20 protein-coding genes are annotated in these 26,764 nt (G+C 57.1%); 10 read left to right on the top strand and 10 right to left on the bottom strand.

Going from position 1 to position 26,764, the window contains the following annotated elements; genetic code table 11:
• Positions 1-38: 38 nt before the first annotated feature.
• Positions 39-788 carry a cell division protein ZapD gene (gene zapD / locus DXXMK7_RS17730; protein ID WP_038665739.1) on the bottom strand — a complete coding sequence of 250 codons (750 nt, stop codon included), beginning with the start codon at positions 786-788 and terminating at the stop codon, positions 39-41.
• Positions 781-1,407, bottom strand: a complete 627-nt coding sequence (gene coaE, locus DXXMK7_RS17725) for a dephospho-CoA kinase (RefSeq protein WP_038921121.1) — start codon at positions 1,405-1,407, stop codon at positions 781-783. Before coaE ends, zapD begins: the two co-directional genes overlap by 8 nt.
• Positions 1,408-1,572: 165 nt before the next feature.
• Here coaE and DXXMK7_RS17720 point away from each other — a divergent pair, with 165 nt between their 5' ends.
• On the top strand, positions 1,573-2,613 hold the full coding sequence (locus DXXMK7_RS17720; RefSeq protein WP_038920216.1) for a GMP reductase: 1,041 nt from the start codon (positions 1,573-1,575) through the stop codon (positions 2,611-2,613).
• A 103-nt stretch (positions 2,614-2,716) separates the two neighbouring features.
• On the opposite strand, the gene hofC is transcribed toward DXXMK7_RS17720, so the two are convergent.
• The 5 genes from hofC to DXXMK7_RS17695 form a co-directional block, all read right to left on the bottom strand.
• On the bottom strand, positions 2,717-3,922 hold the full coding sequence (gene hofC, locus DXXMK7_RS17715) for a protein transport protein HofC (protein ID WP_038921120.1): 1,206 nt from the start codon (positions 3,920-3,922) through the stop codon (positions 2,717-2,719).
• Between the two features lie 9 nt (positions 3,923-3,931).
• A complete protein-coding gene (gspE, locus tag DXXMK7_RS17710; RefSeq protein WP_038921119.1) occupies positions 3,932-5,353 on the bottom strand; it encodes a type II secretion system protein GspE in 1,422 nt (473 codons plus the stop codon).
• A 5-nt stretch (positions 5,354-5,358) separates the two neighbouring features.
• Complete coding sequence (gene ppdD / locus DXXMK7_RS17705) at positions 5,359-5,802, bottom strand: prepilin peptidase-dependent pilin (RefSeq protein ID WP_038665751.1); 444 nt, start codon at positions 5,800-5,802, stop codon at positions 5,359-5,361.
• A 261-nt stretch (positions 5,803-6,063) separates the two neighbouring features.
• Complete coding sequence (gene nadC, locus DXXMK7_RS17700) at positions 6,064-6,954, bottom strand: carboxylating nicotinate-nucleotide diphosphorylase (RefSeq protein WP_038921118.1); 891 nt, start codon at positions 6,952-6,954, stop codon at positions 6,064-6,066.
• A gap of 142 nt (positions 6,955-7,096) precedes the next feature.
• Positions 7,097-7,960 carry a nucleoside-specific channel-forming protein Tsx gene (locus DXXMK7_RS17695; protein ID WP_038920215.1) on the bottom strand — a complete coding sequence of 288 codons (864 nt, stop codon included), beginning with the start codon at positions 7,958-7,960 and terminating at the stop codon, positions 7,097-7,099.
• Between the two features lie 436 nt (positions 7,961-8,396).
• Here DXXMK7_RS17695 and ampD point away from each other — a divergent pair, with 436 nt between their 5' ends.
• Both ampD and ampE read left to right on the top strand, forming a co-directional pair.
• Positions 8,397-8,957: a 1,6-anhydro-N-acetylmuramyl-L-alanine amidase AmpD gene (gene ampD / locus DXXMK7_RS17690; protein WP_038665757.1), complete on the top strand. Its 561-nt coding sequence runs from the start codon at positions 8,397-8,399 to the stop codon at positions 8,955-8,957.
• Positions 8,958-8,963: 6 nt separating this feature from the next.
• Positions 8,964-9,818, top strand: a complete 855-nt coding sequence (gene ampE, locus DXXMK7_RS17685) for a beta-lactamase regulator AmpE (protein ID WP_038920214.1) — start codon at positions 8,964-8,966, stop codon at positions 9,816-9,818.
• Positions 9,819-9,877: 59 nt separating this feature from the next.
• Here ampE and DXXMK7_RS17680 read toward each other — a convergent pair whose 3' ends face one another.
• The gene (locus tag DXXMK7_RS17680; RefSeq protein ID WP_038920213.1) at positions 9,878-11,224 is read right to left on the bottom strand and encodes an amino acid permease; all 1,347 of its coding nucleotides are present in this window, start codon (positions 11,222-11,224) and stop codon (positions 9,878-9,880) included.
• 647 nt (positions 11,225-11,871) lie between these two features.
• Between DXXMK7_RS17680 and pdhR the strand changes: the two genes are divergently transcribed.
• The 5 genes from pdhR (at position 11,872) to DXXMK7_RS17655 (ending at position 20,337) form a co-directional block, all read left to right on the top strand.
• On the top strand, positions 11,872-12,636 hold the full coding sequence (pdhR, locus tag DXXMK7_RS17675; RefSeq protein WP_038920212.1) for a pyruvate dehydrogenase complex transcriptional repressor PdhR: 765 nt from the start codon (positions 11,872-11,874) through the stop codon (positions 12,634-12,636).
• Positions 12,637-12,768: 132 nt separating this feature from the next.
• Entirely contained in the window at positions 12,769-15,432 is a 2,664-nt protein-coding gene (aceE, locus tag DXXMK7_RS17670; RefSeq protein ID WP_038665768.1) for a pyruvate dehydrogenase (acetyl-transferring), homodimeric type, read from the top strand.
• Between the two features lie 13 nt (positions 15,433-15,445).
• Positions 15,446-17,326: a pyruvate dehydrogenase complex dihydrolipoyllysine-residue acetyltransferase gene (gene aceF / locus DXXMK7_RS17665; RefSeq protein WP_038920211.1), complete on the top strand. Its 1,881-nt coding sequence runs from the start codon at positions 15,446-15,448 to the stop codon at positions 17,324-17,326.
• 213 nt (positions 17,327-17,539) lie between these two features.
• A complete protein-coding gene (lpdA, locus tag DXXMK7_RS17660) occupies positions 17,540-18,964 on the top strand; it encodes a dihydrolipoyl dehydrogenase (RefSeq protein WP_038669278.1) in 1,425 nt (474 codons plus the stop codon).
• Positions 18,965-19,152: 188 nt separating this feature from the next.
• Positions 19,153-20,337, top strand: coding sequence for a dienelactone hydrolase family protein (locus DXXMK7_RS17655; RefSeq protein ID WP_038920210.1), 1,185 nt, complete (start codon positions 19,153-19,155; stop codon positions 20,335-20,337).
• A 33-nt stretch (positions 20,338-20,370) separates the two neighbouring features.
• Here the strand turns inward: DXXMK7_RS17655 and DXXMK7_RS17650 are convergent, their stop codons facing one another.
• Entirely contained in the window at positions 20,371-21,747 is a 1,377-nt protein-coding gene (locus tag DXXMK7_RS17650; RefSeq protein WP_038920209.1) for an MmgE/PrpD family protein, read from the bottom strand.
• A gap of 116 nt (positions 21,748-21,863) precedes the next feature.
• On the bottom strand, positions 21,864-22,850 hold the full coding sequence (locus DXXMK7_RS17645) for an AraC family transcriptional regulator (RefSeq protein WP_038920207.1): 987 nt from the start codon (positions 22,848-22,850) through the stop codon (positions 21,864-21,866).
• Between the two features lie 181 nt (positions 22,851-23,031).
• Here DXXMK7_RS17645 and DXXMK7_RS17640 point away from each other — a divergent pair, with 181 nt between their 5' ends.
• Both DXXMK7_RS17640 and DXXMK7_RS17635 read left to right on the top strand, forming a co-directional pair.
• Positions 23,032-25,419, top strand: a complete 2,388-nt coding sequence (locus DXXMK7_RS17640; RefSeq protein ID WP_038920206.1) for a TonB-dependent siderophore receptor — start codon at positions 23,032-23,034, stop codon at positions 25,417-25,419.
• Positions 25,420-25,488: 69 nt separating this feature from the next.
• Positions 25,489-26,355, top strand: coding sequence for an alpha/beta hydrolase (locus DXXMK7_RS17635; RefSeq protein ID WP_038920205.1), 867 nt, complete (start codon positions 25,489-25,491; stop codon positions 26,353-26,355).
• Positions 26,356-26,764 lie beyond the last annotated feature (409 nt).

The raw sequence follows: 26,764 nt of genomic DNA, 5'->3' as shown, positions 1-26,764 counted from the left end.
TATCCTCGGCACGGTTATCTCCAGAAAACAGTTCTCGCTTAGCAACAAGCCAGTTCGAATGCCAGTCGCGCAGGTGTTTGCCCATCGCTATCCAGCGGCAGGAAACGGATAGCGTAACGGGTCTTGTGACCGGATATTTGCGGATAGATCTGATGCTCAAGACCAATCCGTAAACGTAACAGGTCGGCGTCGGTCGCATTATCCTGATAGAAACCGTTAAGGCTGATTTGTTCCTTGAAGGCGCCCGCATGGCGGATCAATTCCAGTATGCTGTCGAGCGAGCGTTTCAACGGCGAGACACTGTCCAGCCAGATGCTGGTTTGCCACTGTTTTTGTTCTGGCAACTGGTGTAACCAGATATGCAGTGTGGGCAGGTCAAAACTGCAACATCCGCCCGGCAGGCTCAGGCGTTGCCGAACCATACCGATCAACTTGTCTTCACGCAACCCTTGCCCCATGCGCGGAGCGGCAATCAGTTCGCCCGACAGGTTTCGTAACTTCTGACGCAGCGTGTTAATGCGCTCAATGTCCGCTTCCGGCAGTTCGCCCCACTGCGCCAGTTTTTGTTGCTGACGTTCCAGCTCTTTCAGTAGGTCGGGGCGGGCGTCCCCGCGTTCGAGAATATCCAGCAATTCCGCCACCGCGCGGAAGAAGGTCAGGGCAACGCCAATATCCTTTAACGCGTGGTTGTCGTACATCTGTTGCAGCAGAAACTCCAGGCGTAGCCAGGTACGCATTTTTTCATTCAGCGGATATTCAAAAAGAACTGTTGAGGAAACGTCACTCATTATGGGTCGTCCTGTCAGTTGCGGATGTAGCCAGCGCCAGATAATGCTGATGCAGAGCGGCAATCCGCGGAGCGAGTACGCTCGGATTGCTATTATTATCGATAATATCATCGGCGCAGGCTAACCGCTGTTCACGGCTGGCCTGCGACGCCAGAATGTTTTGCGCCTGAGCGCGGGAAACGCCATCCCGGGCCATGGTGCGTTGCAATTGCGTCTCCAGGGGAACATCCACCACCAGAATACGCTGAGCCTGCTCCTGAAGCTGATTTTCCACCAGCAGGGGAACCACCCATAACGCGTAAGGGGTGGTGACGGCCGCCAACTGACGCCGGGTCTCCTGATGGATCAGCGGATGCAGCAAGGCGTTGAGCCAGCGTTTGTCCTCCGGGCTGGAAAAAATGCGTTCTCGCAGGGCGCTTCGGTTCAGCGCGCCGTCAGGCTGTAATATCTCCAGGCCAAAATGTTCAACAATGGCTGCCAGCGCGGGCTGCCCGGGAGAAACCACCTGGCGGGCGATTACGTCCGCATCGACAATGCTGGCGCCTAGCGCTGCAAAGCCCTGAGCAACCGTACTTTTTCCGCTGCCTATGCCGCCTGTCAGCGCGACGATGTATGCCATGGTAATCAACTGGAAATGGCTGGGTAAATTTATCGGATTCTAGCCCAAATCGAGGGAAAATCGCAGTCTTGCCGCCGGATTATTCGGGCGTATGATCATTATGAATTGGCGCTTATCGCCCGTTCCTTCCTTGACCATCATTCTCACTTCATCAGGTCGTTTACCATGCGTATTGAAGAAGATATCAAGTTGGGTTTTAAAGATGTGCTTATCCGCCCCAAACGCTCTACGTTGAAAAGCCGAGCAGACGTGGAGCTGACGCGTGAGTTTACCTTTCTGCATGCCGGCGGCGACTGGTCCGGCGTCCCGATTATTGCAGCCAACATGGATACGGTGGGTACGTTCCAGATGGCGCGGGTACTGGCGTCATTTGAGCTGCTGACCGCCGTACACAAGCACTATTCGGTAGCCGAGTGGCGGCAGTTTATCGAGAGTACGCCCGTTGCTGTATTACGTCATGTGATGGTATCGAGCGGCACGTCTGACGGTGATTTCGAGAAAATGACGCAGATTCTGGCGTTATCGCCGGCTCTGAAATTTATCTGCATTGATGTGGCTAACGGGTATTCGGAGCATTTCGTCAATTTTGTGCAGAGGGCACGCGAAGTCTTTCCGGACAAAGTGATTTGTGCCGGTAACGTGGTAACCGGGGAGATGGTGGAAGAGCTGTTATTGTCAGGGGCGGACATTGTCAAAGTAGGTATTGGTCCCGGTTCTGTCTGTACTACGCGGGTGAAAACCGGCGTGGGTTATCCGCAGTTATCGGCGGTTATCGAGTGCGCTGATGCCGCGCATGGTCTGGGCGGGCAGATTGTCAGCGATGGTGGCTGTAGCGTGCCGGGCGATGTCGCCAAAGCCTTTGGCGGCGGTGCAGACTTCGTGATGCTGGGTGGGTTACTGGCGGCCCATGAAGAGAGCGGCGGCGATATCATTGAGGAGGATGGCCGCAAAATGATGCTGTTTTACGGCATGAGTTCCGCTTCGGCGATGGAGCGACATGTCGGCGGCGTTGCCGATTATCGTGCCGCGGAAGGCAAGACGGTGCGTTTGCCGTTGCGCGGTCCGGTAGAACATACCGTGCGCGATATTCTCGGCGGACTTCGCTCCGCCTGCACTTACGTGGGCGCAGCGCGGCTGAAAGAACTGACCAAACGAACTACTTTCATTCGGGTTGCCGAGCAGGAAAATCGGGTGTTTAACGGCTGATCCCCTGCTGATATACCCCAAATATTCGAGTTGCAGGAAAGCCAGCGCACCGGCGACCTGAAGTATGACGAGTAAAGCATGGTGAGTATATGTACTGGCGAGCTCAGGCGCCCGCCAGTACATTCCCTAACTGGAAAATCGGCAGATACATGGCGATAACCAGTGTTCCCACCAGCCCGCCGACGATGACCAGCAACAGCGGTTCCAGCGTTTGCGTCAGTGTATCCGCAAATTGCCGGGTATGATTCTCATACCAGCCTGCCAGTCGGGCGAACAGCTGATCCAGCGCGCCGGTTTCCTCCCCGACGCTGATGAGTTGATGGCAAGGAGCCGGATAGAGCCAGGGCTCATCATGGATAGCTTGTCCGAGCGGAATGCCCTGCTCAAGCTGGCTTTTGATCTCAGCGAGCGATTGCCGATAAACCGGGTTATTCAGCGTCGCGGCGGCGCTCAGGCCGGAAGGCAGCGTTAATCCCGCCTGCTGCGTCATCGCCAGAGTATGAAAGATTTGGCTCAGGCAATGGCCTCGTACCAGTGTGGATAGCAGCGGTAGCCTCAACAATAACCGCTGCTCCCGTTTTTGCCATTCTGCTTTTTGTCGGCGTATCTGCCGGTAGCTCAGCAATATCGCCACGGGAAGAGTGACGAGCAGCGTACCGTGACGACTCAGCGTATCCGATAATCCCAGCATCATGCGGGTCAGCCAGGGGAGCGGCGCATTAAAGGAGGCGTACAATCCGGCGAATTCCGGTAATACCAGCGTTAACATCAGCAGCGCAACGAGCAGCCCTACTGTTATCACAAAGGCCGGATAGCGCAGGGCTTTGACCACTTTTCCGGTTAGTTGGCGCTGGTTTTCCTGATAGTTTGCCAGCCGGTCGCAACAGTCATCCAGTTTACCGGTCAGTTCGCCGACAGCCACCAGCGAGCTGCACATCACCGGAAAAACGGCGGGATAGTCGGCTAATACTTCTGATAACGCTCGCCCCTGAGACACCTGCAGGCGAATTTCCTGCAACAGGCAGCGCCAGCCTGCTTTTTCGTGCTGGCGGCCCAGCAGGTCCAATGCCTCCAGCAATGGCAGCCCGGCCTGCAGCAATGTCGCCAGTTGCCGGATGATGACTGATAGCTGAGGGCCGCGCCAGTAACGCGGCGTTAGGTATTGCCCGGTTTTGAGGCGCAACGGCTGGTAGCCAAGCTCCAGCAGATACTGGTAAATCTCATCCCGATTAGTGCCGATGCGTTCACCGGCGCAGAATTCGCCATTGCTGCGAAGCGCTTGCCAGTAATAGAGTTTTTGTACCGCCATCATTCGCCCTTATTCAATACGATCGCCCACTACCCGATAGACTTCCTCCAGCGAGGTAATGCCTTCGTGGACCAGCGACAGCCCGGCGGATAGCAGCCCGGTTTCCTGTTGCAGAGGCTGTGCCTGACCGCTATCGGACCATGATGCTGAACCAGCCAATGCCTGCTGAAGCGCTGGCGTGACTGGCAGCAGTTCATAAAGCGCCGCCCGGCCGTAGTAACCGGAGAAACAGTGTTCGCACCCTGTCGCTCGCCATTGCCGTAACGGGCCTTGCCACAGATTATCGGGCAAGGTTGCGGCATCCCCGGCTAACTGACGGCAATGCGGGCACAGTCGCCTGACCAGCCGCTGGGCTATCACCAGCTTGAGCGCGGCAGCCAGCAGATAACCGGGAATTCCCAGGTGCCCCAGGCGGACCAGCGTGTCGGCGGCGGAATTGGTATGCAGGGTCGACAGTACCAGATGGCCGGTTTGCGCCGCTTTGACGGCAATTTCTGCGGTTTCGGCATCGCGGATTTCGCCAATCATGATCACGTCCGGATCCTGACGCAGCAGGGCGCGCAGTACCCGGGCGAAATCCAGCTGGCTTTGGGCATGAATAGCGGTTTGATTGATGCCGGCCAGCGGAATTTCAACGGGATCCTCTACGCTGCAAATATTGCGGCTGACATCATTCAGCCAGCGAATGGCGCTGTACAGTGTGAACGTCTTGCCGCTGCCGGTAGGGCCGGTAACCAGAATCAGCCCTTGCGGCAAACTCAGCGTCCGTTTGAATTGCTGCAACGCGCGGGCAGGCAGACCCAGCGCATCCAGTTCCAGAGCTTGCTGTTGTGTCTGCAGTACTCTCAGCACCACTTTCTCACCGCCCTGAACCGGCAACGTGGCGATGCGCAGCGAGTAGGCGTACTGATCCAGCCGCAGGCTGAACTGGCCGTCCTGCGGCAAACGCCGCTCGGCGATATTGAGTTTTCCCATGATTTTGAGCCGGGCGATCAGCCGTCCGGCCAAAGAATCCGGTGCCGGCGGGATTTCATGCAAGACCCCGTCAATACGTAATCTGACGCGATAACCGGCAGGCAACGGTTCGAAATGGATATCAGAGGCACGCCGCTGGATCGCCAGTTTCAGCGTCTGATTGATGAACTGGACCACCGGTGCATCATCGGGTTCGTCGAGCGTTGTTGCATCGGCCTGATAAGGCGCGATGGTTTCTTCGGCCTGTGGCGACGTGAGCTGTTGTTCCAGTCGTGCGGCAGGCCATTGTTCGACCAGAACTCGCCGGTGACTGGCGAAACGTAGCGCGGCGACCAGTTCCTCCGCCACCAGACCTGAAACGGCGATAGAAACCACCTGCTCATCCATATCCAGCAGCAGGGCGTGGTAGCGCCGACAAAGTAATTGCAGTTCATGCTGTAATGCGTTGTGAGTCATGATGATCATCCGCCTGTAGCGTCAAAACGAAAGACGTCTTCACATGCCTGACGCAGGCTATCTGCGTTGGCGCCGGTCTGGCAGGCTCTCGTCCAACGGGAGGCGCCGTTCTGCGCATCCAACGTCGGCGTCATGACGATGCTCAGCCCCTGCAGGGTCGACTGGCCGGTCAGGGTAATGATGCCCTGATTGACCGTGACCGCGCTGACATAACGCGATGTGGTTGGCGTTGGAATTCCCTGGCTGCCCGCGCTGCACCCATCCAGTCCCGCGTTACTGAGGCCGCAGAGATCTACGGCGGTTTTATAAGCGCTCATGGTTTGCAGCATGTCGGTCATGGCGGCTTTTTGCAGATAGCCCTGATACGCCGGGATCCCCAGCGCGCTCAGGATGGCGATGATGACAATGACCACCATCAGTTCAATCAGTGAAAATCCTTGTTGTGTCATGTTATTGGTTCCCTGGTGTGGCTGGTGGCGGCAGGATAACGGCAAGGGGCATGGCTGGCGACGGCCATGTTTTCAATCAGGAATCCGCTACGAAAACCGGGAGTGCAACGATTGGTAATTGCAGAAAACAGACGTGCTCGCTCGCAAAATGATGGGGTAAAGCGAAAGATGTATTAGCGAAAAAGCCAGAGAGGAAGCAGGATAGCCACCAACCCGGAGATGCCGGGCTGATGGAGTTGAGCCATGATGGAGCGAGAAGAACTAACTGAAACGCATCGACAGATCGAGTGCCTGCACATGCTTGGTCAGCGCGCCTACCGAGATATAGTCAACGCCGGTGGCGGCGTAATCCGGCAGCGTTTGCAGCGTCACGTTGCCGGACACTTCCAGCAGCGCACGGCCATGCGTCAACGTTACCGCTTCGCGGATGCCTTCCAGCGTGAAGTTGTCCAGCATGATGATATCCGCGCCGGCGCTCAGCGCTTGCTGCAGTTCATCCAGCGTTTCCACTTCGACTTCTACCGGCACATCGCTACGCAACAGGAAGGCTTGCTCGATGGCCTGTTTGATGGAGCCGGCGGCGATAATGTGGTTTTCCTTGATCAGAAACGCATCCGACAGGCCGAGGCGGTGGTTGCTACCGCCGCCGCACAGTACCGCGTATTTGAGCGCTGTGCGCAGGCCGGGCAACGTTTTGCGAGTGTCCAGCAATCGGGTAGGGGTATCTGCCAACTGCGCTACATAGCGGCTGACTTCGGTTGCCACTCCGGACAGTGTTTGCAGGAAATTCAGGGCGGTACGTTCACCGGTCAGCAGTATGCGGGATGGTCCGTGCAGACGGCACAGCGGCTGGTTTTCCGTCAGGACATCGCCGTCGCGGACCAGCCAGTTAATGGCAATGTGGCCGCCCAACTGACGAAACACCTCGTCCAGCCAGCGCTGCCCGCAGAAAACGCCGGCTTCGCGGGTAATGATCACCGCGTTGGCCTGCGTTTCCGCTGGCAACAGCTGTGCGGTGATATCGTGCTCCGGGTTGACTTCGCCACCCAGGTCTTCACGCAATGCCAGACTTACGCTGACGGGAATATCCTGCTCGATGCGGCTGAACAGTTCAGCCTGACGCTGTTCCTGACTATAACGACGTGTTGTCATCATTTTACTCCGACGGAAATCCGGAATTCGTGCCACCCGCTGGTTAGTAGGCGGTGTTTACATTAAATGTATATATAATTCAGTGTATTGCTTTTATCTTTTTGGTATCCCGGCCGTGACCGGGATACGCAATGGTGGAGGATCAGAAGTTGTAACCGGCCACCAGATAATAGCCCCATCCAGTGGAGCGGACATTAAACGGACCACGGCCGAAATCCAGCTCGGTGCCATCGGCCCACTGGCCGCCATTATGGAAGTAACGGGCGACTACCGAGTAGTGCCAGTGATCATAATTCAGCGCCAGAATATGGCTGGAGGCAATCGCATTGCTGGTGCGGGACGGGCCGGCGTTATTAGCCAGATCGGAACCGAAGTCGAAGTTGGTGAAGCCGATATAAGTCAGCTTGCCGCCCCACAATGAGGTAATCGGGTAGAAGTATTTGATTTTGAAGCGGTAGCCATCCCAGCGATCTTCATTCGGCGCGCCGTAGTTCTGCCACTGGTACTTGGCATAGATATTGGCGGACAGCGACAGGTCTGTTCCGGTATTGATATCGGTTCCCAGACCTACGTACCAGGTGCTCTGGCGTGAGTCGTTATTTTGCCCTTGATCGTAAATGATGTTGTTGGCGACGTACCACTCTTTGAACGGCCTGAAGCCCAGTTGGGTGTTGGTCAGCTTATCAATGGAAAAGCGTGGCTCGATCTCCATGAACAGCGGGGAGCCTTTATCCCAGATGCCGCGATCTGGCGTGTTGCCGGCGCCAAAAACTTTCGGCACGTCGACATAGCCATAGAAATCAAACCAGTCCTTATGGGCGAAAGCTTCATATTCCAGATACAAATCATTGTTTAACTGAGGTCCGAAACGGGTGTGATAGCTGCCCACCACATTGACGCTCTGGTGCCACCAGTCGGAGAGATATTGCGGGGAATTCCCCTCGGCAAGGGTGGGTAAACTGTATGACAGTGTGCTGATTGCACAGGCGGCAAGGATTTTTTTCATGGCGATTCTCTGTATTGCCTGAACCGTTGTCGGCCGCCTGGCATGCACATGCCGGGTCAGCGGATAGCGATTCGGACCGTGATAACAAAACTGTGAAACATAAGTGCTGAAAAACTTTCCGGCGATGCGCAGTGACGAAAACGTTTGCCTGTTATGGCGCGCACGTCGGGTGCCTGTCGGAAAGAAGGGTCGCAGCATACCAGAAGAAGAGAAGAACATCATGATTTGTGTGCGTATCCTGACATGGTGTCGGCGGATGAGCCGGAATGGTTTTTTTAACACGTCAGGAACATGATGGATGCGGTAAGATGGTCGCATGATGAGCGCGATCAGTCGGTTAGATTACGTAACGCCTTGTCCGGATTGGACCGGATATAAACAGGCTGGATGGGCGACGAGAGTTTGCTGAATGGCAGGTCAGATTAAAGGAGCGTTGATGAAAGTGGAACATGGCTGGCTAACAGACGTCAGGCGCGTTCTGTCGCCGCATCAGGACGACCGTCCGGAAGGAGAGTCGCCTTCTCTGCTGGTGATTCACAACATCAGCCTGCCTCCGGGTGAATTCGGCGGGCCTTATATCGATCAACTATTTACCGGTACGCTGGATGGGGGAGAGCATCCCTATTTTGCCTCGATATGCCATCTGCGAGTGTCGGCGCACTGCCTGATCCGCCGCGACGGCGAAATCGTACAGTACGTGGCGTTCGGTCAGCGAGCCTGGCATGCAGGGGTGTCGCAGTTTGAAGGGCGGGAGCGTTGTAACGATTTCGCCATCGGCATTGAACTGGAAGGCACCGATACGCTGCCGTTTACCACGGAACAGTATGCCCGGCTGGCGGAAGTGACCCGTCTGTTGAGCGCAACCTATGGTATTACGCCAGCACGCATTACCGGACATAGCGATATCGCGCCGGGACGCAAGACCGACCCCGGTCCCATGTTCGACTGGGCGCGGTATCAACGGTTATGGCAGACACAGCCGGAACAAGGGGAGTAACCACTGATGACGTTGTTTAGCCTATTGCTGGTTCTGGGGTGGGAGCGATTGTTTAAACGTGGCGACCATTGGCAACTGGATCACCATCTGGAACGGGTGTTCCGTCATCTTTCCGCGCCATCGCTGGTACAGACCTTGCTGCTGACTATCGCTGGAATGGCGATAGTGCTGGCGGCGCAGTGGTTGCTTAGCGGATTGCTGTTTGGCTTGCCGCTGTTGCTCTTATGGATTGCGGTTGGGTTGCTGTGCATCGGCGCCGGGGAAACGCGGCAGCACTATCATCGCTATATTCAGGCCGCCCAGCGTGGCGAAGCGAATGCCTGCCGGGAAATGGCTGAGGAACTGGCGCTGATTCACGGCCTGCCGCTGGATGCCAGTGAACGTGAACGGCTAAGGGAATTGCAGAACGCGTTGCTGTGGCTGAATTTCCGCTTTTATCTGGCGCCGTTGTTCTGGTTTGTGGCTGCCGGCCCTTATGGCCCGGTGGCGTTGGTCGGTTACGCGGTGTTGCGCGCACGTCAGTGCTGCCTGGCCCGGCATCACACGCCGCTGGAGCGGGCAAATTCCGGCGTCGATACTTTATTGCATTGGCTGGACTGGATCCCGGTGCGGTTGGCCGGCGCGGCTTATGCGCTGTTGGGGCATGGCGAGAAGGCGCTGCCGGCCTGGTTTGCCGCCATGACGGACGTGCGTTCTTCCCAATACTGGGTACTGACGCAACTGGCGCAATTTTCACTGGAGCGGGAGACGCATAGCGATCCGATTTCCACCCCGAGGGCGGCGGTGTCGCTGGCGAAGAAGGTAACGCTGGTGCTGGTTGTCGTCGTAGCGTTGCTGACTATTTACGGTACGTTGGTATAACGCGAGGCGAGGTGAAAACATCATGGCCGCCGACGCGGCCATGATAGTTGCGTCGCGGATTAGCGACGCTTTTTGAAACGATAACCGATGCCCAGCACTGCCAGCCAGACCGGGATCAGCAAGACGGAGATCTGGATTCCCGGCGTCAGATACATGATCACCAGGATGCCGGCCATAAAAGCCAGGCACAGGTAGTTGCCGAACGGGAACCACAGCGCTTTGAAGCGGGTCTGTACCCCTTCGCGCTCTTTACTGGCGCGGAATTTCAGGTGCGCCAGACTGATCATCGCCCAGTTGATGACCAGCGCGGACACCACCAACGCCATCAGCAGTTCAAACGCTTTGCCGGGCAACACATAGTTGATCAGCACACACAGCGCGGTTGCCAGCGCAGAAATACCAATCGCCACCACCGGCACGCCGCGACGGTCGACTTTCAGCAGCGATTGCGGGCCGTTCCCCTGTTTAGCCAAACCGTACAGCATGCGGCTGTTGCAGTAGACGCAGCTGTTGTAAACCGACAGCGCCGCCGTCAGCACCACGATATTCAGGATATTGGCGACCAGCTCACTATTCAGCGCATGGAAAATCATCACGAACGGACTACCGCCTTCCACCACTTTACCCCACGGATAGAGCGACAGCAGAACGGTCAGTGAACCGATATAGAAAATCAGGATGCGATAAATAACCTGGTTGGTGGCACGGGGAATGCTTTCTTCCGGTTTGTCCGCTTCTGCGGCGGTAATACCCACCAGCTCCAGCCCGCCGAAAGAGAACATAATCACCGCCATCGCCATAACCAGACCGACGACGCCGTTGGGGAAGAAACCGCCTTGCGCCCAGAGATTGGTGATGGTGGCTTCCGGTCCGCCATGACCACTCATCAGCAGCCAACCGCCGAACGCGATCATGCCGACAATCGCCACTACCTTGATAATCGCAAACCAGAACTCCAGTTCGCCGTACATTTTCACATTGGCGAGGTTAATGGCGTTAATCAGCACAAAGAACACCGCGGCGGAAACCCAGGTGGGAATGTCCGGCCACCAGTATTGAACGTAGATGCCGACGGCGCTCAGTTCCGCCATCGCCACCAGCACATAGAGCACCCAGTAGTTCCAGCCAGAAGCGAAACCCGCGAAGTTACCCCAGTATTTATAGGCAAAGTGGCTGAACGAACCGGCAACCGGCTCTTCCACCACCATTTCGCCCAACTGGCGCATGATGAAAAACGCGATCAGACCGCCGATTGCATACCCCAGCAGGACGGACGGCCCGGCCATCTTGATCGTTTGCGCGATACCAAGAAACAGCCCGGTACCGACCGCACCCCCCAGAGCAATCAACTGTATGTGACGGTTTTTGAGGCCGCGTTGCAGCGTACCGTCTTGTTGATCTTGCATACTTTTACCCTCTGCCGATGAAAAGACAAACCGTTCACCGACGGTGTGGCGCGGGCTGGTGTTTGTCTTTTTACGTATGTGTAATTTTATATTTACGACGCTGACAAACCTAAATCGCCGCCAACGCTATCGCGCGTCAGAGAATAGTGATACGCGCAGAGAATTGCACTGATTTCTTGCGAGATACGACATAAAAGTGTGATGTCATGATCACCGTCATCTGTACGGTATGAGGTTGCTATTTTATCGTGGCGAGGACAGGAACCGGCGAGGTTGCCTTATCCATGTCATACAGTTGCGATATGTTAGGGATATTGCTGAATAAGACGATGGCAGGCCATCATCATTTTGATTTTTTATTCTTTTATTTCGTATAAAAATGCAAAATGTTGCGGGTTGAACGGTTCAGCTTTGCCTGATTAGGGTTTCAAAAAAGTTAAAACGTCCGGGCTTCAAGAATGGTCATACCACTGACCGATTCGTGCTTTTGCCGCAAGATTATGGGCATTTGTTAAAAAGTGAGGTGATTGGTGATTTCGCACAACGTCCGTATGGACAGAAGGTGAATACTTTGTTACTTTGTGCGTCACGTTTTTAAAATTGGTATTACCAATTGACTCCGCGCTTTTTCGCCGGGAAGAATCTACATGGCCTACAGCAAGATCCGTCAGCCCAAACTGTCAGATGTGATTGAACAGCAACTGGAGTTTCTGATCCTTGAGGGAACCTTGCGCCCCGGTGAGAAACTGCCGCCGGAACGCGAACTGGCAAAACAGTTTGATGTTTCCCGTCCCTCGCTGCGCGAGGCGATTCAACGGTTGGAAGCTAAAGGTTTGCTGTTGCGCCGTCAGGGCGGTGGCACCTTTGTGCAGAACAACCTCTGGCAGAGCGTTAGCGATCCGCTGGCGGAACTGTTGAGTAATCACCCCGAATCTCAGTTCGACCTCCTCGAAACCCGTCATGCCCTTGAAGGGATAGCTGCTTACTACGCGGCGTTACGCGGCACTGAAGAAGATCTGCAGCGCATCCGCGATTGCCATGCCCAGATTGAAACCGCGCGCGAATCCAGTGACCTGGAAGGGGAGTCCGAGGCTGTCATGCACTATCAGGTGGCGGTGACCGAGGCCACGCATAACGTCGTGCTGTTGCACCTGTTACGCTGTATGGGACCGATGCTCGAACAGAACGTCAGACAGAATTTTGAGTTGCTTTATCTGAGTCGTGAAGTCCTGACGCAGGTGAGTAGCCATCGTGCCAGGATTTTTGAGGCGATTGTCGCCCGCGAGCCGGAAAAGGCGCGCGAAGCATCACATCGCCATCTGGCATTTATTGAGGAAGTACTGCTGGAACTTAACCGGGAACATAGTCGGCGGGAACGCTCGTTGCGCCGGCTCCAGCAACGCAAGGATTAGACCGCCAGGTGGCGGTCGTGTGCGGTAACAAGACGAAGGGCCTGTCTTCCTGCGCTTTCTCCGGCAGGAACAGAACGCAGGAAGACAGGCTCCAGACAAATCCACTGATTAGAAACAGATAAGGAATACACCATGTCAGAACGTTTGAACAATGACGTGGATCCGATCGAAACGCGTGACTGGCTGCAGGCGATCGAATCGGTTATCCGTGAAGAAGGTGTTGAGCGCGCTCAGTTCCTGATTGATCAGGTACTGTCCGAAGCACGCAAAGGTGGTGTGAAAGTGGCTGCGGGCAGCGCTGGCAGCAACTACGTTAACACCATCGCGGTTGAAGATGAGCCCGCATATCCGGGTAACCTTGATCTGGAAAGCCGTATTCGTTCCACCATCCGTTGGAACGCGATCATGACAGTTCTGCGTGCATCTAAAAAGGATCTGGAGCTGGGCGGTCACATGGCGTCTTTCCAGTCTTCCGCCACCTTCTATGAAGTGTGCTTCAACCATTTCTTCCGTGCCCGTAACGCACAGGATGGCGGTGATTTGGTGTTCTTCCAGGGACATATTTCTCCAGGGGTTTACGCGCGTGCGTTCCTGGAAGGTCGTCTGACCGAAGATCAGATGAACAATTTCCGTCAGGAAGTTCACGGTAACGGCTTGTCCTCCTATCCGCATCCGAAGCTGATGCCGGAATTCTGGCAGTTCCCGACCGTATCAATGGGGTTGGGTCCAATCAACGCCATCTATCAGGCTAAGTTCCTGAAGTATCTTAATAATCGTGGTCTGAAAGACACCACGAAACAAACGGTTTACGCTTTCCTGGGCGACGGTGAAATGGATGAGCCGGAATCCAAAGGCGCCATCACCATCGCGACCCGTGAAAAACTGGACAACCTGGTATTCGTCATCAACTGTAACCTGCAGCGTCTGGATGGTCCGGTCACCGGTAACGGCAAGATCATCAACGAGCTGGAAGGCATCTTCGGTGGTGCAGGCTGGGAAGTAATCAAGGTTATCTGGGGTGGTCGTTGGGACGAACTGCTGCGTAAAGACACCAGTGGTAAGCTGATTCAACTGATGAACGAAACCGTTGACGGCGACTACCAGACCTTCAAATCCAAAAACGGCGCTTACGTGCGTGAGCACTTCTTCGGCAAATACCCGGAAACCGCCGCACTGGTCAAAGACTGGACCGACGATCAGATTTGGGCGCTCAACCGTGGCGGCCACGATCCGAAGAAAGTCTTCGCTGCACTGAAAAAAGCGCAGGAAACCAAAGGCAAGCCGGTGGTTATCCTGGCTCATACCATCAAAGGTTACGGTATGGGTGACGCAGCCGAAGGCAAGAACATTGCTCACCAGGTCAAGAAAATCAACATGGACGGCGTGCGCTACTTCCGCGACCGTTTCAATGTGCCGGTGTCTGACGCCGATATCGAAAACCTGCCGTTCATTACCTTCAACAAAGATTCCGAAGAGTACAAATACCTGCACGAACGTCGTCAGGCGCTGGAAGGCTACCTGCCGTCCCGTCAGCCGAAGTTTGATGAAAAACTGGATCTGCCGACGCTGGAAGATTTCGGTCCTTTGCTGGAAGAGCAGACCAAAGAAATCTCTACCACCATCGCGTTTGTTCGTGCTCTGAACGTGATGCTGAAGAACCAGTCGATCAAAGACCGTTTGGTTCCGATCATCGCCGACGAAGCGCGTACCTTCGGTATGGAAGGTCTGTTCCGCCAGATCGGTATCTACAGCCCGAACGGCCAGCAGTACACCCCGCAGGACCGTGAACTGGTTGCTTACTACAAGGAAGACCAGAAAGGTCAGATCCTGCAGGAAGGCATCAACGAACTGGGCGCAGGCGCTTCCTGGCTGGCGGCGGCAACGTCTTACAGCACCAACAACCTGCCGATGATCCCGTTCTACATTTACTACTCCATGTTCGGGTTCCAGCGTATCGGCGACCTGTGCTGGGCGGCGGGCGACCAGCAGGCGCGCGGCTTCCTGATCGGCGGGACCTCCGGTCGTACCACGCTGAACGGCGAAGGTCTGCAGCATGAAGACGGTCATAGCCACATTCAGTCGCTGACCATCCCGAACTGTATTTCCTACGACCCGGCTTTCGCTTACGAAGTTGCGGTAATCATGCATGACGGTCTGGTCCGCATGTATGGCGAAGCGCAGGAAAACGTTTACTACTACATCACGACGCTGAACGAAAACTACCACATGCCGGCCATGCCGCAGGGCGCCGAAGAAGGCATCCGCAAAGGTATCTACAAGCTGGAAACCGTGGCGGGCAGCAAAGGCAAAGTTCAGTTGCTGGGTTCCGGTTCTATCCTGCGTCACGTGCGCGAAGCCTCGCAGATTCTGGCGAAGGATTACGGCATCGGTTCCGATGTGTACAGCGTTACCTCCTTCACGGAACTGGCCCGCGACGGTCAGGACTGCGAACGTTGGAACATGCTGCACCCGACCGAAGCTCCGCGCGTACCGTACATCGCTCAGGTGATGAACGATGCACCGGCGGTCGCATCTACCGACTACATGAAACTGTTTGCCGAGCAGGTTCGCACCTACGTTCCGGCCAGCGATTATCGCGTACTGGGCACCGATGGCTTCGGTCGTTCCGACAGCCGTGAGAACCTGCGTCACCACTTCGAAGTGGACGCGTCCTACGTGGTCGTGGCTGCGCTGGGCGAACTGGCTAAACGCGGTGAAGTTGAAAAATCCGTGGTGGCTGAAGCCATCAAGAAATTCAACATCGACCCTGAAAAAGTTAACCCGCGCGTAGCATAAGAGGGAAAGAGTAATGGCTATCGAAATCAACGTACCGGATATCGGTGCAGATGAAGTTGAAGTCACCGAAGTGCTGGTCAAAGTGGGTGACAAAGTGGAAGCCGAGCAGTCGCTGATTACCGTTGAAGGCGACAAAGCGTCCATGGAAGTGCCCTCACCGCAAGCCGGTGTGGTTAAAGAGATTAAAGTGGCGGTGGGTGACAAGGTCGCAACCGGCAAACTGATCATGGTCTTTGAAGCAGAAGGTGCGGCGGCTGCCGCACCGGCTCCGGCTGCTGCTGCGCCAGCACCTGCCGCGGCTCCGGCCGCCGCCAGCGCTGCCAAAGAAGTCGAAGTGCCGGACATCGGCGGTGACGAAGTTGAAGTGACCGACGTGATGGTAAAAGTCGGCGACACCGTGGCGGCAGAACAGTCGCTGATCACCGTGGAAGGCGATAAAGCCTCGATGGAAGTCCCGGCGCCGTTCGCCGGTACGGTGAAAGAAATTCGCATCAAGACCGGCGACAAGGTGAAAACCGGTTCGCTGATCATGGTGTTTGAGGTGGCCGGCGCTGCGCCTGCCGCTGCCCCGGCTCCGGCTGCCAGCGCCCCAGCGGCTGCTCCGGCAGTGAGCAGCGGCGCTAAAGACGTCAACGTGCCGGATATCGGCGGCGATGAAGTCGAAGTGACCGAAGTGCTGGTGAAAGTCGGCGATAAAGTGGCTGCCGAGCAGTCGCTGATCACCGTGGAAGGCGACAAGGCTTCCATGGAAGTGCCGGCGCCGTTCGCGGGCACCGTCAAAGAAATCAAGGTCAGCACCGGCAGCAAGGTGAAAACCGGTACGCTGATCATGGTGTTCGAAGTAGAAGGCGCCGCTCCTGCTGCCGCTGCTCCGGCCGCTGCCGCACCGGCACCGGCTGCCAGCGCGCCGACCGCCGCTCCTGCTGCTGCGAAAGCCGACAGCAAAGGCGAGTTCGCCGAGAACGACGCTTACATTCACGCTACTCCGGTTATCCGTCGTCTGGCGCGTGAGTTCGGCGTCAATCTGGCGAAAGTCAAAGGTACCGGCCGTAAAGGTCGTATCCTGCGCGAAGACGTTCAGGCTTACGTGAAAGAAGCGGTGAAACGTGCTGAGTCCGCACCGGCGGCTGGCGCTACCGGTGGTTCTCTGCCGGGTCTGTTGCCGTGGCCGAAAGTCGATTTCAGCAAGTTTGGCGAAGTCGAAGAAGTGGAACTGGGCCGTATCCAGAAGATTTCTGGCGCGAACCTGAGCCGTAACTGGGTGATGATCCCGCACGTTACGCACTTCGACAAAACCGACATCACCGATCTGGAAGCGTTCCGCAAACAGCAGAACGCAGAAGCTGAGAAGCGCAAACTGGACGTGAAGTTCACTCCGGTTGTGTTCATCATGAAAGCCGTTGCCGCTGCGCTTGAGCAGATGCCGCGTTTCAACAGTTCGCTGTCTGAAGATGCTCAACGTCTGACGCTGAAGAAATACATCAACATCGGTGTGGCGGTTGATACGCCGAATGGTCTGGTGGTTCCGGTGTTCAAAGACGTGAACAAGAAAGGCATCGTCGAGCTGTCTCGTGAACTGACGGTTATCTCCAAGAAAGCCCGTGACGGTAAGCTGACCGCAGGCGAAATGCAGGGCGGATGCTTCACCATCTCCAGCATCGGCGGCCTCGGCACCACTCACTTCGCGCCGATCGTCAACGCGCCGGAAGTGGCTATCCTGGGTGTGTCCAAGTCCGCGATGGAACCGGTCTGGAATGGTAAAGAGTTCACTCCGCGTCTGATGATGCCGATATCTCTGTCCTTCGACCACCGTGTCATTGACGGTGCTGATGGTGCACGCTTCATTACCATCATCAACAATACGTTGTCTGACATCCGCCGTCTGGTGATGTAATCGAAAAGCCGGCCTGACGGCCGGCTTTTTTCTGATAAGCTGTTATTTGTTGCAGCTATCAGTGATTAAGGACAAATCGTTAGTCGCTTGTTGTTTCAAAATTGTTAACGATTTTGTAAACTACCGCGGCAAAGACACGTCCCGGTGGAAGAGGGCGTTAAGACTCACAATAATGACGTCACAGACCCGCCGGAAATTAATTAAGAGGTCATGATGAGTACTGAAATTAAAGCTCAGGTGGTGGTACTTGGCGCGGGCCCCGCAGGTTACTCCGCGGCGTTCCGTTGTGCAGACTTGGGTCTGGACACCGTGCTGGTCGAGCGCTACTCCACGCTGGGCGGCGTATGTCTGAACGTAGGCTGTATCCCTTCCAAAGCACTGCTGCACGTTGCGAAAGTTATCGAAGAAGCCAAAGCGCTGGCTGAGCACGGCATCGTGTTCGGCGAACCGCAGACCGATATTGATAAGATTCGTACTTGGAAAGAAAAAGTCATCAATCAGCTGACCGGCGGTCTGGCTGGTATGGCCAAAGGCCGTAAAGTCAAAGTGGTCAACGGCTTTGGTAAATTCACCGGCCCGAACACCCTGGTGGTGGAAGGCGAAAACGGCAGCACCACGGTGAACTTCGACAACGCTATCATCGCGGCCGGTTCTCGTCCGATTCAGTTGCCGTTCATTCCGCATGACGACGCGCGCGTATGGGATTCCACCGATGCGCTGGAGTTGAAGAGCGTTCCCGGACGTCTGCTGGTAATGGGCGGCGGTATCATCGGTCTGGAAATGGGCACCGTGTATCATGCGCTGGGCTCTCAGATCGACGTGGTTGAAATGTTCGACCAGGTGATCCCGGCTGCCGATAAAGACATCGTTAAAGTCTTCACCAAACGCATCAGCAAGAAATTCAACCTGATGCTGGAAACCAAAGTGACCGCGGTAGAAGCCAAAGAAGACGGTATCTACGTGTCGATGGAAGGCAAGAAAGCGCCGGCTGAACCTCAGCGTTATGACGCGGTGCTGGTTGCTATCGGCCGCGTACCGAACGGCAAACTGCTGGATGCCGGCCAGGCTGGCGTGGAAGTTGACGATCGCGGCTTCATCCGTGTCGACAAGCAGATGCGCACCAACGTGCCGCACATCTATGCTATCGGCGACATCGTCGGTCAGCCGATGCTGGCGCACAAAGGCGTGCACGAAGGCCACGTGGCGGCTGAAGTCATCGCGGGCAAGAAACACTACTTCGATCCGAAGGTGATCCCGTCCATCGCTTACACCGAGCCGGAAGTGGCTTGGGTCGGTCTGACCGAGAAAGAAGCGAAGGAAAAAGGCATCAGCTATGAAACCGCGGTATTCCCGTGGGCGGCATCCGGCCGTGCGATTGCCTCTGATTGCTCCGACGGTATGACCAAACTGATTTTCGACAAAGAAACGCACCGCGTAATCGGTGGCGCGATTGTCGGCACCAACGGCGGCGAGCTGCTGGGTGAAATCGGCCTGGCGATCGAGATGGGTTGCGATGCGGAAGATATCGCACTGACGATCCATGCACACCCGACCCTGCACGAATCCGTGGGTCTGGCCGCTGAAGTGTTCGAAGGCAGCATCACCGACCTGCCGAACCCGAAAGCGAAGAAGAAATAATCCGTTTCCCCGTCGCGATAGCGGCGGGGCGCGATGCTTCTTGCCATTTCAATGTCTATCCGGCACATGTTGCCGGATTTTTTTTTACCTGCCTCCCAGAATTCCGATCTCTTCCTGCCAGAGTTATCTGCTTCATTTACAATCCAAATCACCGAAAAGAAACGATGTTTTATTTTTGGAGAATAATAATGAAAAGACGCGGATTACGTCGTACCCTCTGTGTTCTGATGTGCTGTCTGGCGAGCGCCCCGCTTATGGCAAATGATCATTCCTATACAACGGCGTCGGTAACCGATGACGCGCTGCCCACGTTCTACCCGCAACTGAAACAGCAACTGACCTATCCCGACTCGTGGCTGTCCGGGCGTTATGCGCATTTCGGCGAATGGCGGCAACATGCCCGCCAGGTGGTGCGCTCGCTGCTGCTGACGCCGGATTCCCACCGTGCTTTTGAGCCGCAGGTTGTCGACAGTCAGGATCGCGACACGTATGTGGCGCAGAAGGTTGCCTTCAACCTTACCGATGAAAGCCGGGTGCCCGGATTACTGCTGACGCCGAAAACGCCGGGGCCGCATCCGGCGGTGTTGCTGCTGCATGACCACGGCGCGAAATTCGATATCGGCAAAGAGAAAATGATCCGGCCGTGGGGCGACGACACCCGTTTAGCCTCCGCTAACGCCTGGGCTGACCGTTACTTCACCGGTCGGTTTGTCGGCGATGAACTGGCAAAACGGGGCTATGTGGTGCTGGCGGTGGATGCGCTGGGGTGGGGCGATCGCGGGCCGCTCAAGTACGAACAGCAGCAGGCGCTGGCCAGTAATTTCTTCAATCTGGGGCGCTCGCTGGCGGGCTCGCTGGCGTATGAAGACATGCGTTCGCTGGATTTTCTGGCTTCGCTGCGTTCGGTCGACCCGAAGCGGGTCGGGGTGGTGGGGTTCTCTATGGGCGCTTACCGCGCCTGGCAACTGGCGGCGTTGTCGGATAAGGCCGCCGCGACGGCGGCCATTTCCTGGATCGGCACCTATGACGGATTGATGGTGCCGGGCAACAACGTGCTGCGCGGTCAGTCTTCTTTCTACATGTTGCACCCAGGGCTGCCGGCCCGTCTTGATTTCCCGGATGTCGCCAGTATTGCCGCGCCGCGGCCGATGCTGTTCTTCAACGGCGGCAAAGACACTTTGTTCCCGCAGCAGGCGGTGCAGGCGGCGTACGACCGTATGCATCAGGTGTGGCAGTCGCAGCATGCCGACGAGCGGTTGGAAACCCGTATCTGGCCCGAATTGGGCCATGTGTTCTATCAGGAGCAGCAGGAAGCGGTGTTCCAGTGGCTGGATCGCTGGCTGGCATCGCCGCCGGGAAATGCGGCGCGCTAGCCTGGTGGCATCGCGGCGAGGTACCGGCGGCTGTTATGACAGCAGCCGAACCAGTGCCGCCAGTGAGCCGGGCGTACGCAACTGACAATGCTGGAGCACGTTGTCGGCCGGTAACTGCGGCAGCAGGCTCAGCGTCTGACGCAGTTTGGCGGCGACATCGGTTTTTACGGCCGCGGTTTGCCGCCAGGTGACTCTGGCGTTAAGACGCGAGCCGTCTTTCAACCACAGACTGACGTCGTGAAAACGGGCGTCGGGATTCTGCTCATCCGGCGGGGCGCTGGGGTCTGCCTGACGCGATACCTTGTCAGCCAGTGCGGCAATGCGGGGATCGACCGGGCCTTCGGTAAAACGATCCAACCGCAGCTCGCCTTCCAGCAGCGCGGCGGCAATCACGTATTCGAGGCTGAATCGTCCTTCGACGCCGGTAGCGGCCTGCCGGATAAACGGCGCGGCGTCACCGCCCGGCGGAAACGTCACCGTGATGCGATCAACGGCGGCGGACACGTCGTCTGAGGGTTGTCCGGGGAGTTGCAGTCCTTGTTTTGGCAATCCTGGTGCCTGCACCCCCTGTTCTTGCAGGTATTGTTCCCGCAGGATAAACGCCGCTTCCGCCGCGCTGTGGGTGCCGCCGCAGGTAGGGTAACGCTTGAAGGTCAGTCCGGGAGCAACAAGGCGCCACGGTTTGCCCCAATCGGTTATCAACGCGTCGCTGTGATGCTGACCGTCGCCATGAGCCGCGAGAAACGCCTCCAGCACGGTATCGTGGTTGCCGTGGAACCCGGCCAATGCCAGCTGAGCGGCGCTTAACCCGGCCCGCGCCGCCAGCCCGGCGTGCAGCGGTTTCATGGCGGAGCCGAATTGCGCGCGTAGCCCGGCGGCTTGTGAAGCGGCCAGCCCCAGCGCATTGGCGGTCTGGTCGGTCGTGGCGCCTGTCAGGCGACAAATCGCCGCGGCCGCGGCGACGGCGCCCAGCGTAGCGGTGTTGTGATAACCCTGGCTGTAATGGCGCGGGCCGGCGGCCAGCCCCAGTCGACCGGCGGTTTCTACGCCAATGACATAGGCAACGAGAAATCGTTCTTCCGTGATTGCCGGCTGCTCGCCGGCCAGCGCCAGCAGGGCCGGCAGGATAACCGTGCCGGGGTGGCCGCGAAAGCCGGAATGGAAATCGTCAAAATCCAGCGCGTGACCGGCGTAGCCCAGCAGCAGGCTGCGGGTCTGGCTGTCGTGGCCGGGATAGACCGATTTCAACGGCGCGAGCCCGCTGTCCGCTACGGCGCCATGCCAGACCGGCAGCGCGCAGGCGATAAAATCCGTCACCCCGTCGCGGGCGAGGTCGATGACGGCGGTATCCGGCTGGGTGGCGACGATCAGGCGCGCCAGTTGGGTGGTGATGCTGGAATGGGCGGACATGGCGATATCGGTACGTGTTATTGAGCGGTGGACATGATGACAGACAATGCCGCGAATGACGCGCGAAGCCTAGTGATTTTTCATTTCCGGGCGGTTCGGACGGCCAACCGGGGATGCTAAACGCGATTCTTCAACTGCCCCGGCGTTAGTCCGTAGACGCGCCGCAGGGCGGTGGCGAAATTGGCCGGGCTGGTGTAACCGGCAAGGCTGGCGGCCTGGGCGATACCGACGCCTTCCCGCTGCATCGCCAGCACCGCGCGCTGCAGGCGGCAGTTGCGCAGGTATTCAAACACCGTCATATCAAAGGTCTGGCGGAAATAGCGCTGCAGCGAGCTTTCGCTCATATTGACGCTTTTGGCGATATCGGCGATGGCAAGATGATCGGCCTCGCCGCTTTCCAGCATCTCCTTCACCTGCTGCATCCGCTGGCGGTGGCGCAGCGGCAGCCCCGACATCTGTTTATTCATCGACGCCTGCTCGGTGAGCGAACTGAACGCTTCGATAATCAGCGTCATGCACTGGGTTTCCAGATACAGGCGTTGCAGCGGCGTCCGACAGTCGCCGGCGTTAAGGATCTGCCAGGCGGCGGCCAGCGCCTGACGCGACGGCATCCAGCGATGAGTGGCCAGGTGAGTCTGCGTGAAATCATAGATGGCTTGCCAATCGTCGACGCTGTCCATCAGGTTGCCGTACAGCCATTCCCGGCTAAAGGTCAGAGAAACGGTGCGCTCATAGTCGTCACGTTTGCCGTAGCGGCTAAATAGCGTGGGTTCGGTCAGCGAAACCAGCGAGGCCGGCTGGCGTTCGCCCAAATGCAGCCGCCGTTCGCCATAGCTGATATGCGCGTTGCCGTTCACGACAACCGCCAGCTTCAGCGCGCCGTTCAGCGTGGTCTGGGTTTGCATGCTATGCAGGTTGATCACGTCGGCGGTGTGCAGAATCAAATCGCGGTGCAGCGGCGTGACGTTGAAATGGCCGAACAGCAGCGGCGTTTCATCAATCATCTGAGGGCCGAGGAAACGGTAATGGTTGGAGACCAGGCTGGACATCTGCATAATCTGGTTCTTATAAATGGATGCTGATGACGGAACATGATTACGCATGATTTCCCCTTGCTCTGTCTGGTTATTTCAGGCCATTTTGCCGCTTTCGCAAAGCAATTTGCGGTTTATACAAACCCCATCCCGAACAACAAATGTAACAATGATCGCGCCTGAATGGTAATGCAAATACTTCTCAGTAGCACCTTTCGTTGCTGACTTTAATTTATACAGGGCGACTTTGATGATAACACTACGACCACGCCATTATCTGGCGACGCTGATCGGGTTAAGTTGCGCGACTTTCCCGAGCCTGAACTGGGCGGCAGACACAGTAACCTCTGCGACAACAGCAACTACCGCGACAACAGCAACCACCGCGACAACAGCGACCAATAAAACCGCGGCCAATACGGCATCAGCTAATACCACATCAGCCAGTACCACCTCGGCCGGCGATACGGGTCAGACGCAGAGCGATACGATGGTAGTGACGGCGGCGGAGCAGACGCGTCAGGCGCCGGGGGTATCGGTGATTACCGCCGAGGATATCGCCAAACATCCTCCTGCCAACGATCTGTCCGACATTATCCGCACCCAACCGGGGGTTAACCTGACCGGCAACTCCACCAGCGGGCAGCGCGGCAACAACCGCCAGATCGATATCCGCGGCATGGGGCCGGAGAATACCCTGATTCTGGTGGACGGCAAGCCGATTTCCAGCCGCAATGCCGTGCGCTACGGCTGGCGCGGCGAGCGCGATAGCCGCGGCGATACCAACTGGGTGCCGTCCGACATGGTGGAGCGCATTGAAGTGCTGCGCGGCCCGGCGGCGGCGCGCTACGGCTCCGGCGCGATGGGCGGGGTGATCAATATCATCACCAAACAACCGAGCGAGGAGTGGCACGGTAGCTGGAATACCTATTTCAATGCGCCGGTGCATAAAGCGGAAGGCGCCACCAAACGCACCGATTTCAGCCTGTCCGGCGGGTTGAGCGACAATCTGAGCCTGCGGTTGTACGGCAACCTCAACAAAACGCAGGCGGACGCCGCCGACATCAACGAGCCTTATAAATCGGCGCGAACCGGCAGCTACGCCAATTCGGTGCCTTCTGGTCGCGAAGGGGTACGCAACAAAGATATCAACGGCGTATTGCGCTGGGATATCACCAAACAGCAGTCGCTGGAGTTTGAAGTCGGCTCCAGCCGTCAGGGCAATATCTATGCCGGCGATACCCAAAACACCAACACCAACAGCTATGTCGCCAGCAATTACGGCAAAGAGACTAACCGCATGTACCGGCAAACCTATGCCGTGACGCATCGCGGCTTCTGGGACAGCGGCGTGAGCTCCACGTCTTATCTGCAATACGAGCGCACCCATAACACCCGCATCAGCGAAGGGCTGGCGGGCGGCACCGAGGGGATTTTCTCTTCCCCCGACGACTACACCACCGTCAAGCTGGGCACCCTGACTGCCCATAGCGAGGTGAATATCCCGTTTGAGGCGTACTTCAGCCAGACCGCTACCCTGGGCATCGAAGCGTCGGATCAACGAATGACGGACCCCGGCTCTACCTCGTATGACATGTCGTCCACCGGCACGATTGCGGGTTATGGCAGCAGTAACCGCAGCGGCGATATCAAGGCCCATACTTTCTCGCTGTTCGCCGAAGATAACGTCGAACTGACCCAAAGCACCATGCTGACTCCGGCGCTGCGTTTTGATTACCACTCGCTGGCGGGCAGCAAGGTCAGCCCCGGTCTGAACCTGTCGCAGGGGTTGGGCGATGATTTCACCCTGAAAATGGGCATCGCCCAGGCTTACAAAGCGCCCAACCTGTATCAGGTCAACCCTAACTATCTGCTCTACAGCCGCGGGCAGGGCTGCTATCTGATCAACGGCGCCAGCAATAACTGCTATCTGATCGGTAACGAGGAACTGAAGGCGGAAACCAGCGTCAACAAAGAGATCGGTATCGAGTTCAAACGCGACGGCTATCAGGCCGGGGTGACGTATTTCCGCAACGATTACCGCAATAAGATTGAATCCGGGCTGACGCCGGTGGGGACCACCACTAACGGCAAAACCAATGTTTACCGCTGGGAGAACATTCCCCGCGCGGTGGTCGAGGGACTGGAAGGCACCCTGAACGTGCCGGTATCGGAAAACATCAAGTGGAATAACAACATCACCTGGATGCTGCGTTCGAAGAACAAGAGCACCGGCGACATTCTGTCGGTGACGCCGGAGTTCACGCTGAACTCCTCGTTGAGCTGGCAGGCGACCGACGATCTGTCGTTGCAGTCGACGTTGACCTGGTTCGGCCGTCAGAAACCGAAGAAATACAACTATCGCGGCCTTGCCGCCTCGGGTGACGAACTGAACGAACTCAGTCCGTACGCGGTAGTGGGAACCAGCGCGACTTACGCCATCACCAAGAACGTCAGCGTGACCGGCGGGGTGAGCAACCTGTTCGACAAACGCCAGTTCCGCCGCGGTAACGCCTCTGCCGGTTGTACCGTGGCGTCCGACGGCAGTTGCAGCGTCATTAACATCGCCGGCGCCGGGGCGGCGACCTACAATGAGTCTGGCAGAACTTTCTACATGAGCATCAACACCCACTTCTGACAATAAGCGGTGACACGGCCGGCGCGTTGACGCCGGCCGATGCCGTAACTAATCAGTGAGAATGTCGATATGTACCAATTGTCCAACACCCGGGTCGAGACGTTTGCGTCGGCGGCGTGCGGGCACTACCGCCTGTTGATCGCCTGGCCGGACGGCCCGGCGCCCAAACGGGGCTGGCCGGTGATGTACCTGCTGGACGGCGAGCGCTACTTTGCCACGGCGGTATCGCTGTTGACGGCGATGCGCGAGCCGCGTTGCGGCATGACGCCGGGCGTTATTGTGGCGGTGGATTACGACGGCCCGACCCGACGCGACCGGGACTACCGCCCGGCGGTGGAACGGCTGATTCCGGAACCTGACCCGGCGGGCGGGCTCCGTCCCCCCGGTGAGCAAGGGGATGCCGCCGGCTTTCGCCGTTTTTTACTGGAGGAACTCAAACCGTTCATCCATCAACGCTACGACATCGACAGCCAGCGCCAGGCGCTGTTCGGCCACTCCTACGGCGGGTTATTCACGGTGGATACGCTGCTTGAGCAGCCGGACAGTTTTCAGCATTTTTATGCCTCCAGCCCGTCGGTGTGGTGGAACGGCGGCTATCTGTCCCGGCAGGCCGAAGCGTTTGTCGAGCACGTGTTTGTCGAGCACGTAGATGCGCAGCCGTTGAATACGCCGGTGAGCCTGGCGCTGTCGGTGGGGGAACACGAGCAATCGCTGGAAGCGTGGGAGCAGCGGCTGCCTGACGAGCGGCAACGCTGGCTGCGCCAGCACCGCGGCCAGCGGCGTATGGTGGATGGCATTCGGGAACTGGCGACGCAACTGCGCCTGACGACGCCGCTGCTGACGGTTTCGCTGCATGTTTACGCCGAACAGTCCCATATGTCGGCGTCGTTTCCCGCCCTGTTGCACGCTTTGCGCCATCACTTCCAGCCGTCGTAACGACGTCAAACGCCGGACGTGCGCTAACGCGTCCGGCACCAGCGACGCACGCGCGTTTTTCTTTATTCTCCTTGTCGTTTCTGCGGGGTAACCGGTGGTTGATTTTGCCGCTAACTGCTATGCTGGCCTGAAGTCAGGACGTCCGGATTCATGCTTCTGAACGCAGTAATACCTCTGAAAGGGCACCGTATTTATAAAATGTTGCCTTTATGTAAACGAATTAACAATCGATTCAAACTCTGATATGCTCAACGGGCTGGACCGGGCACTCTGACCTTACTTATCCACACGCTGATAATCAGCCTAAACCTGGAACTGAGCGCCGGGCATAATTAGACAATGAGAGCGAGGAGAACGTCGTGCTAGAAGATTATCGCAAGCACGTAGCCGAGCGGGCTGCACAAGGGAT

The sequence above is a fragment of the Dickeya sp. MK7 genome, from assembly GCF_000406305.1.
Taxonomy (GTDB): domain Bacteria; phylum Pseudomonadota; class Gammaproteobacteria; order Enterobacterales; family Enterobacteriaceae; genus Dickeya; species Dickeya fangzhongdai.
The sequence above is the reverse complement of the archived record's forward strand: the minus strand, read 5'-3'. Positions and strand labels throughout refer to the sequence as shown.

What these genes read in the sequence shown, in the direction of transcription:
- zapD (WP_038665739.1), bottom strand. Translation starts at nt 788, where the DNA reads ATGAGTGACGTTTCCTCAACAGTTCTTTTTGAATATCCGCTGAATGAA.
- coaE (WP_038921121.1), bottom strand. Translation starts at nt 1,407, where the DNA reads ATGGCATACATCGTCGCGCTGACAGGCGGCATAGGCAGCGGAAAAAGT.
- DXXMK7_RS17720 (WP_038920216.1), top strand. Translation starts at nt 1,573, where the DNA reads ATGCGTATTGAAGAAGATATCAAGTTGGGTTTTAAAGATGTGCTTATC.
- hofC (WP_038921120.1), bottom strand. Translation starts at nt 3,922, where the DNA reads ATGGCGGTACAAAAACTCTATTACTGGCAAGCGCTTCGCAGCAATGGC.
- gspE (WP_038921119.1), bottom strand. Translation starts at nt 5,353, where the DNA reads ATGACTCACAACGCATTACAGCATGAACTGCAATTACTTTGTCGGCGC.
- ppdD (WP_038665751.1), bottom strand. Translation starts at nt 5,802, where the DNA reads ATGACACAACAAGGATTTTCACTGATTGAACTGATGGTGGTCATTGTC.
- nadC (WP_038921118.1), bottom strand. Translation starts at nt 6,954, where the DNA reads ATGACAACACGTCGTTATAGTCAGGAACAGCGTCAGGCTGAACTGTTC.
- DXXMK7_RS17695 (WP_038920215.1), bottom strand. Translation starts at nt 7,960, where the DNA reads ATGAAAAAAATCCTTGCCGCCTGTGCAATCAGCACACTGTCATACAGT.
- ampD (WP_038665757.1), top strand. Translation starts at nt 8,397, where the DNA reads ATGAAAGTGGAACATGGCTGGCTAACAGACGTCAGGCGCGTTCTGTCG.
- ampE (WP_038920214.1), top strand. Translation starts at nt 8,964, where the DNA reads ATGACGTTGTTTAGCCTATTGCTGGTTCTGGGGTGGGAGCGATTGTTT.
- DXXMK7_RS17680 (WP_038920213.1), bottom strand. Translation starts at nt 11,224, where the DNA reads ATGCAAGATCAACAAGACGGTACGCTGCAACGCGGCCTCAAAAACCGT.
- pdhR (WP_038920212.1), top strand. Translation starts at nt 11,872, where the DNA reads ATGGCCTACAGCAAGATCCGTCAGCCCAAACTGTCAGATGTGATTGAA.
- aceE (WP_038665768.1), top strand. Translation starts at nt 12,769, where the DNA reads ATGTCAGAACGTTTGAACAATGACGTGGATCCGATCGAAACGCGTGAC.
- aceF (WP_038920211.1), top strand. Translation starts at nt 15,446, where the DNA reads ATGGCTATCGAAATCAACGTACCGGATATCGGTGCAGATGAAGTTGAA.
- lpdA (WP_038669278.1), top strand. Translation starts at nt 17,540, where the DNA reads ATGAGTACTGAAATTAAAGCTCAGGTGGTGGTACTTGGCGCGGGCCCC.
- DXXMK7_RS17655 (WP_038920210.1), top strand. Translation starts at nt 19,153, where the DNA reads ATGAAAAGACGCGGATTACGTCGTACCCTCTGTGTTCTGATGTGCTGT.
- DXXMK7_RS17650 (WP_038920209.1), bottom strand. Translation starts at nt 21,747, where the DNA reads ATGTCCGCCCATTCCAGCATCACCACCCAACTGGCGCGCCTGATCGTC.
- DXXMK7_RS17645 (WP_038920207.1), bottom strand. Translation starts at nt 22,850, where the DNA reads ATGCGTAATCATGTTCCGTCATCAGCATCCATTTATAAGAACCAGATT.
- DXXMK7_RS17640 (WP_038920206.1), top strand. Translation starts at nt 23,032, where the DNA reads ATGATAACACTACGACCACGCCATTATCTGGCGACGCTGATCGGGTTA.
- DXXMK7_RS17635 (WP_038920205.1), top strand. Translation starts at nt 25,489, where the DNA reads ATGTACCAATTGTCCAACACCCGGGTCGAGACGTTTGCGTCGGCGGCG.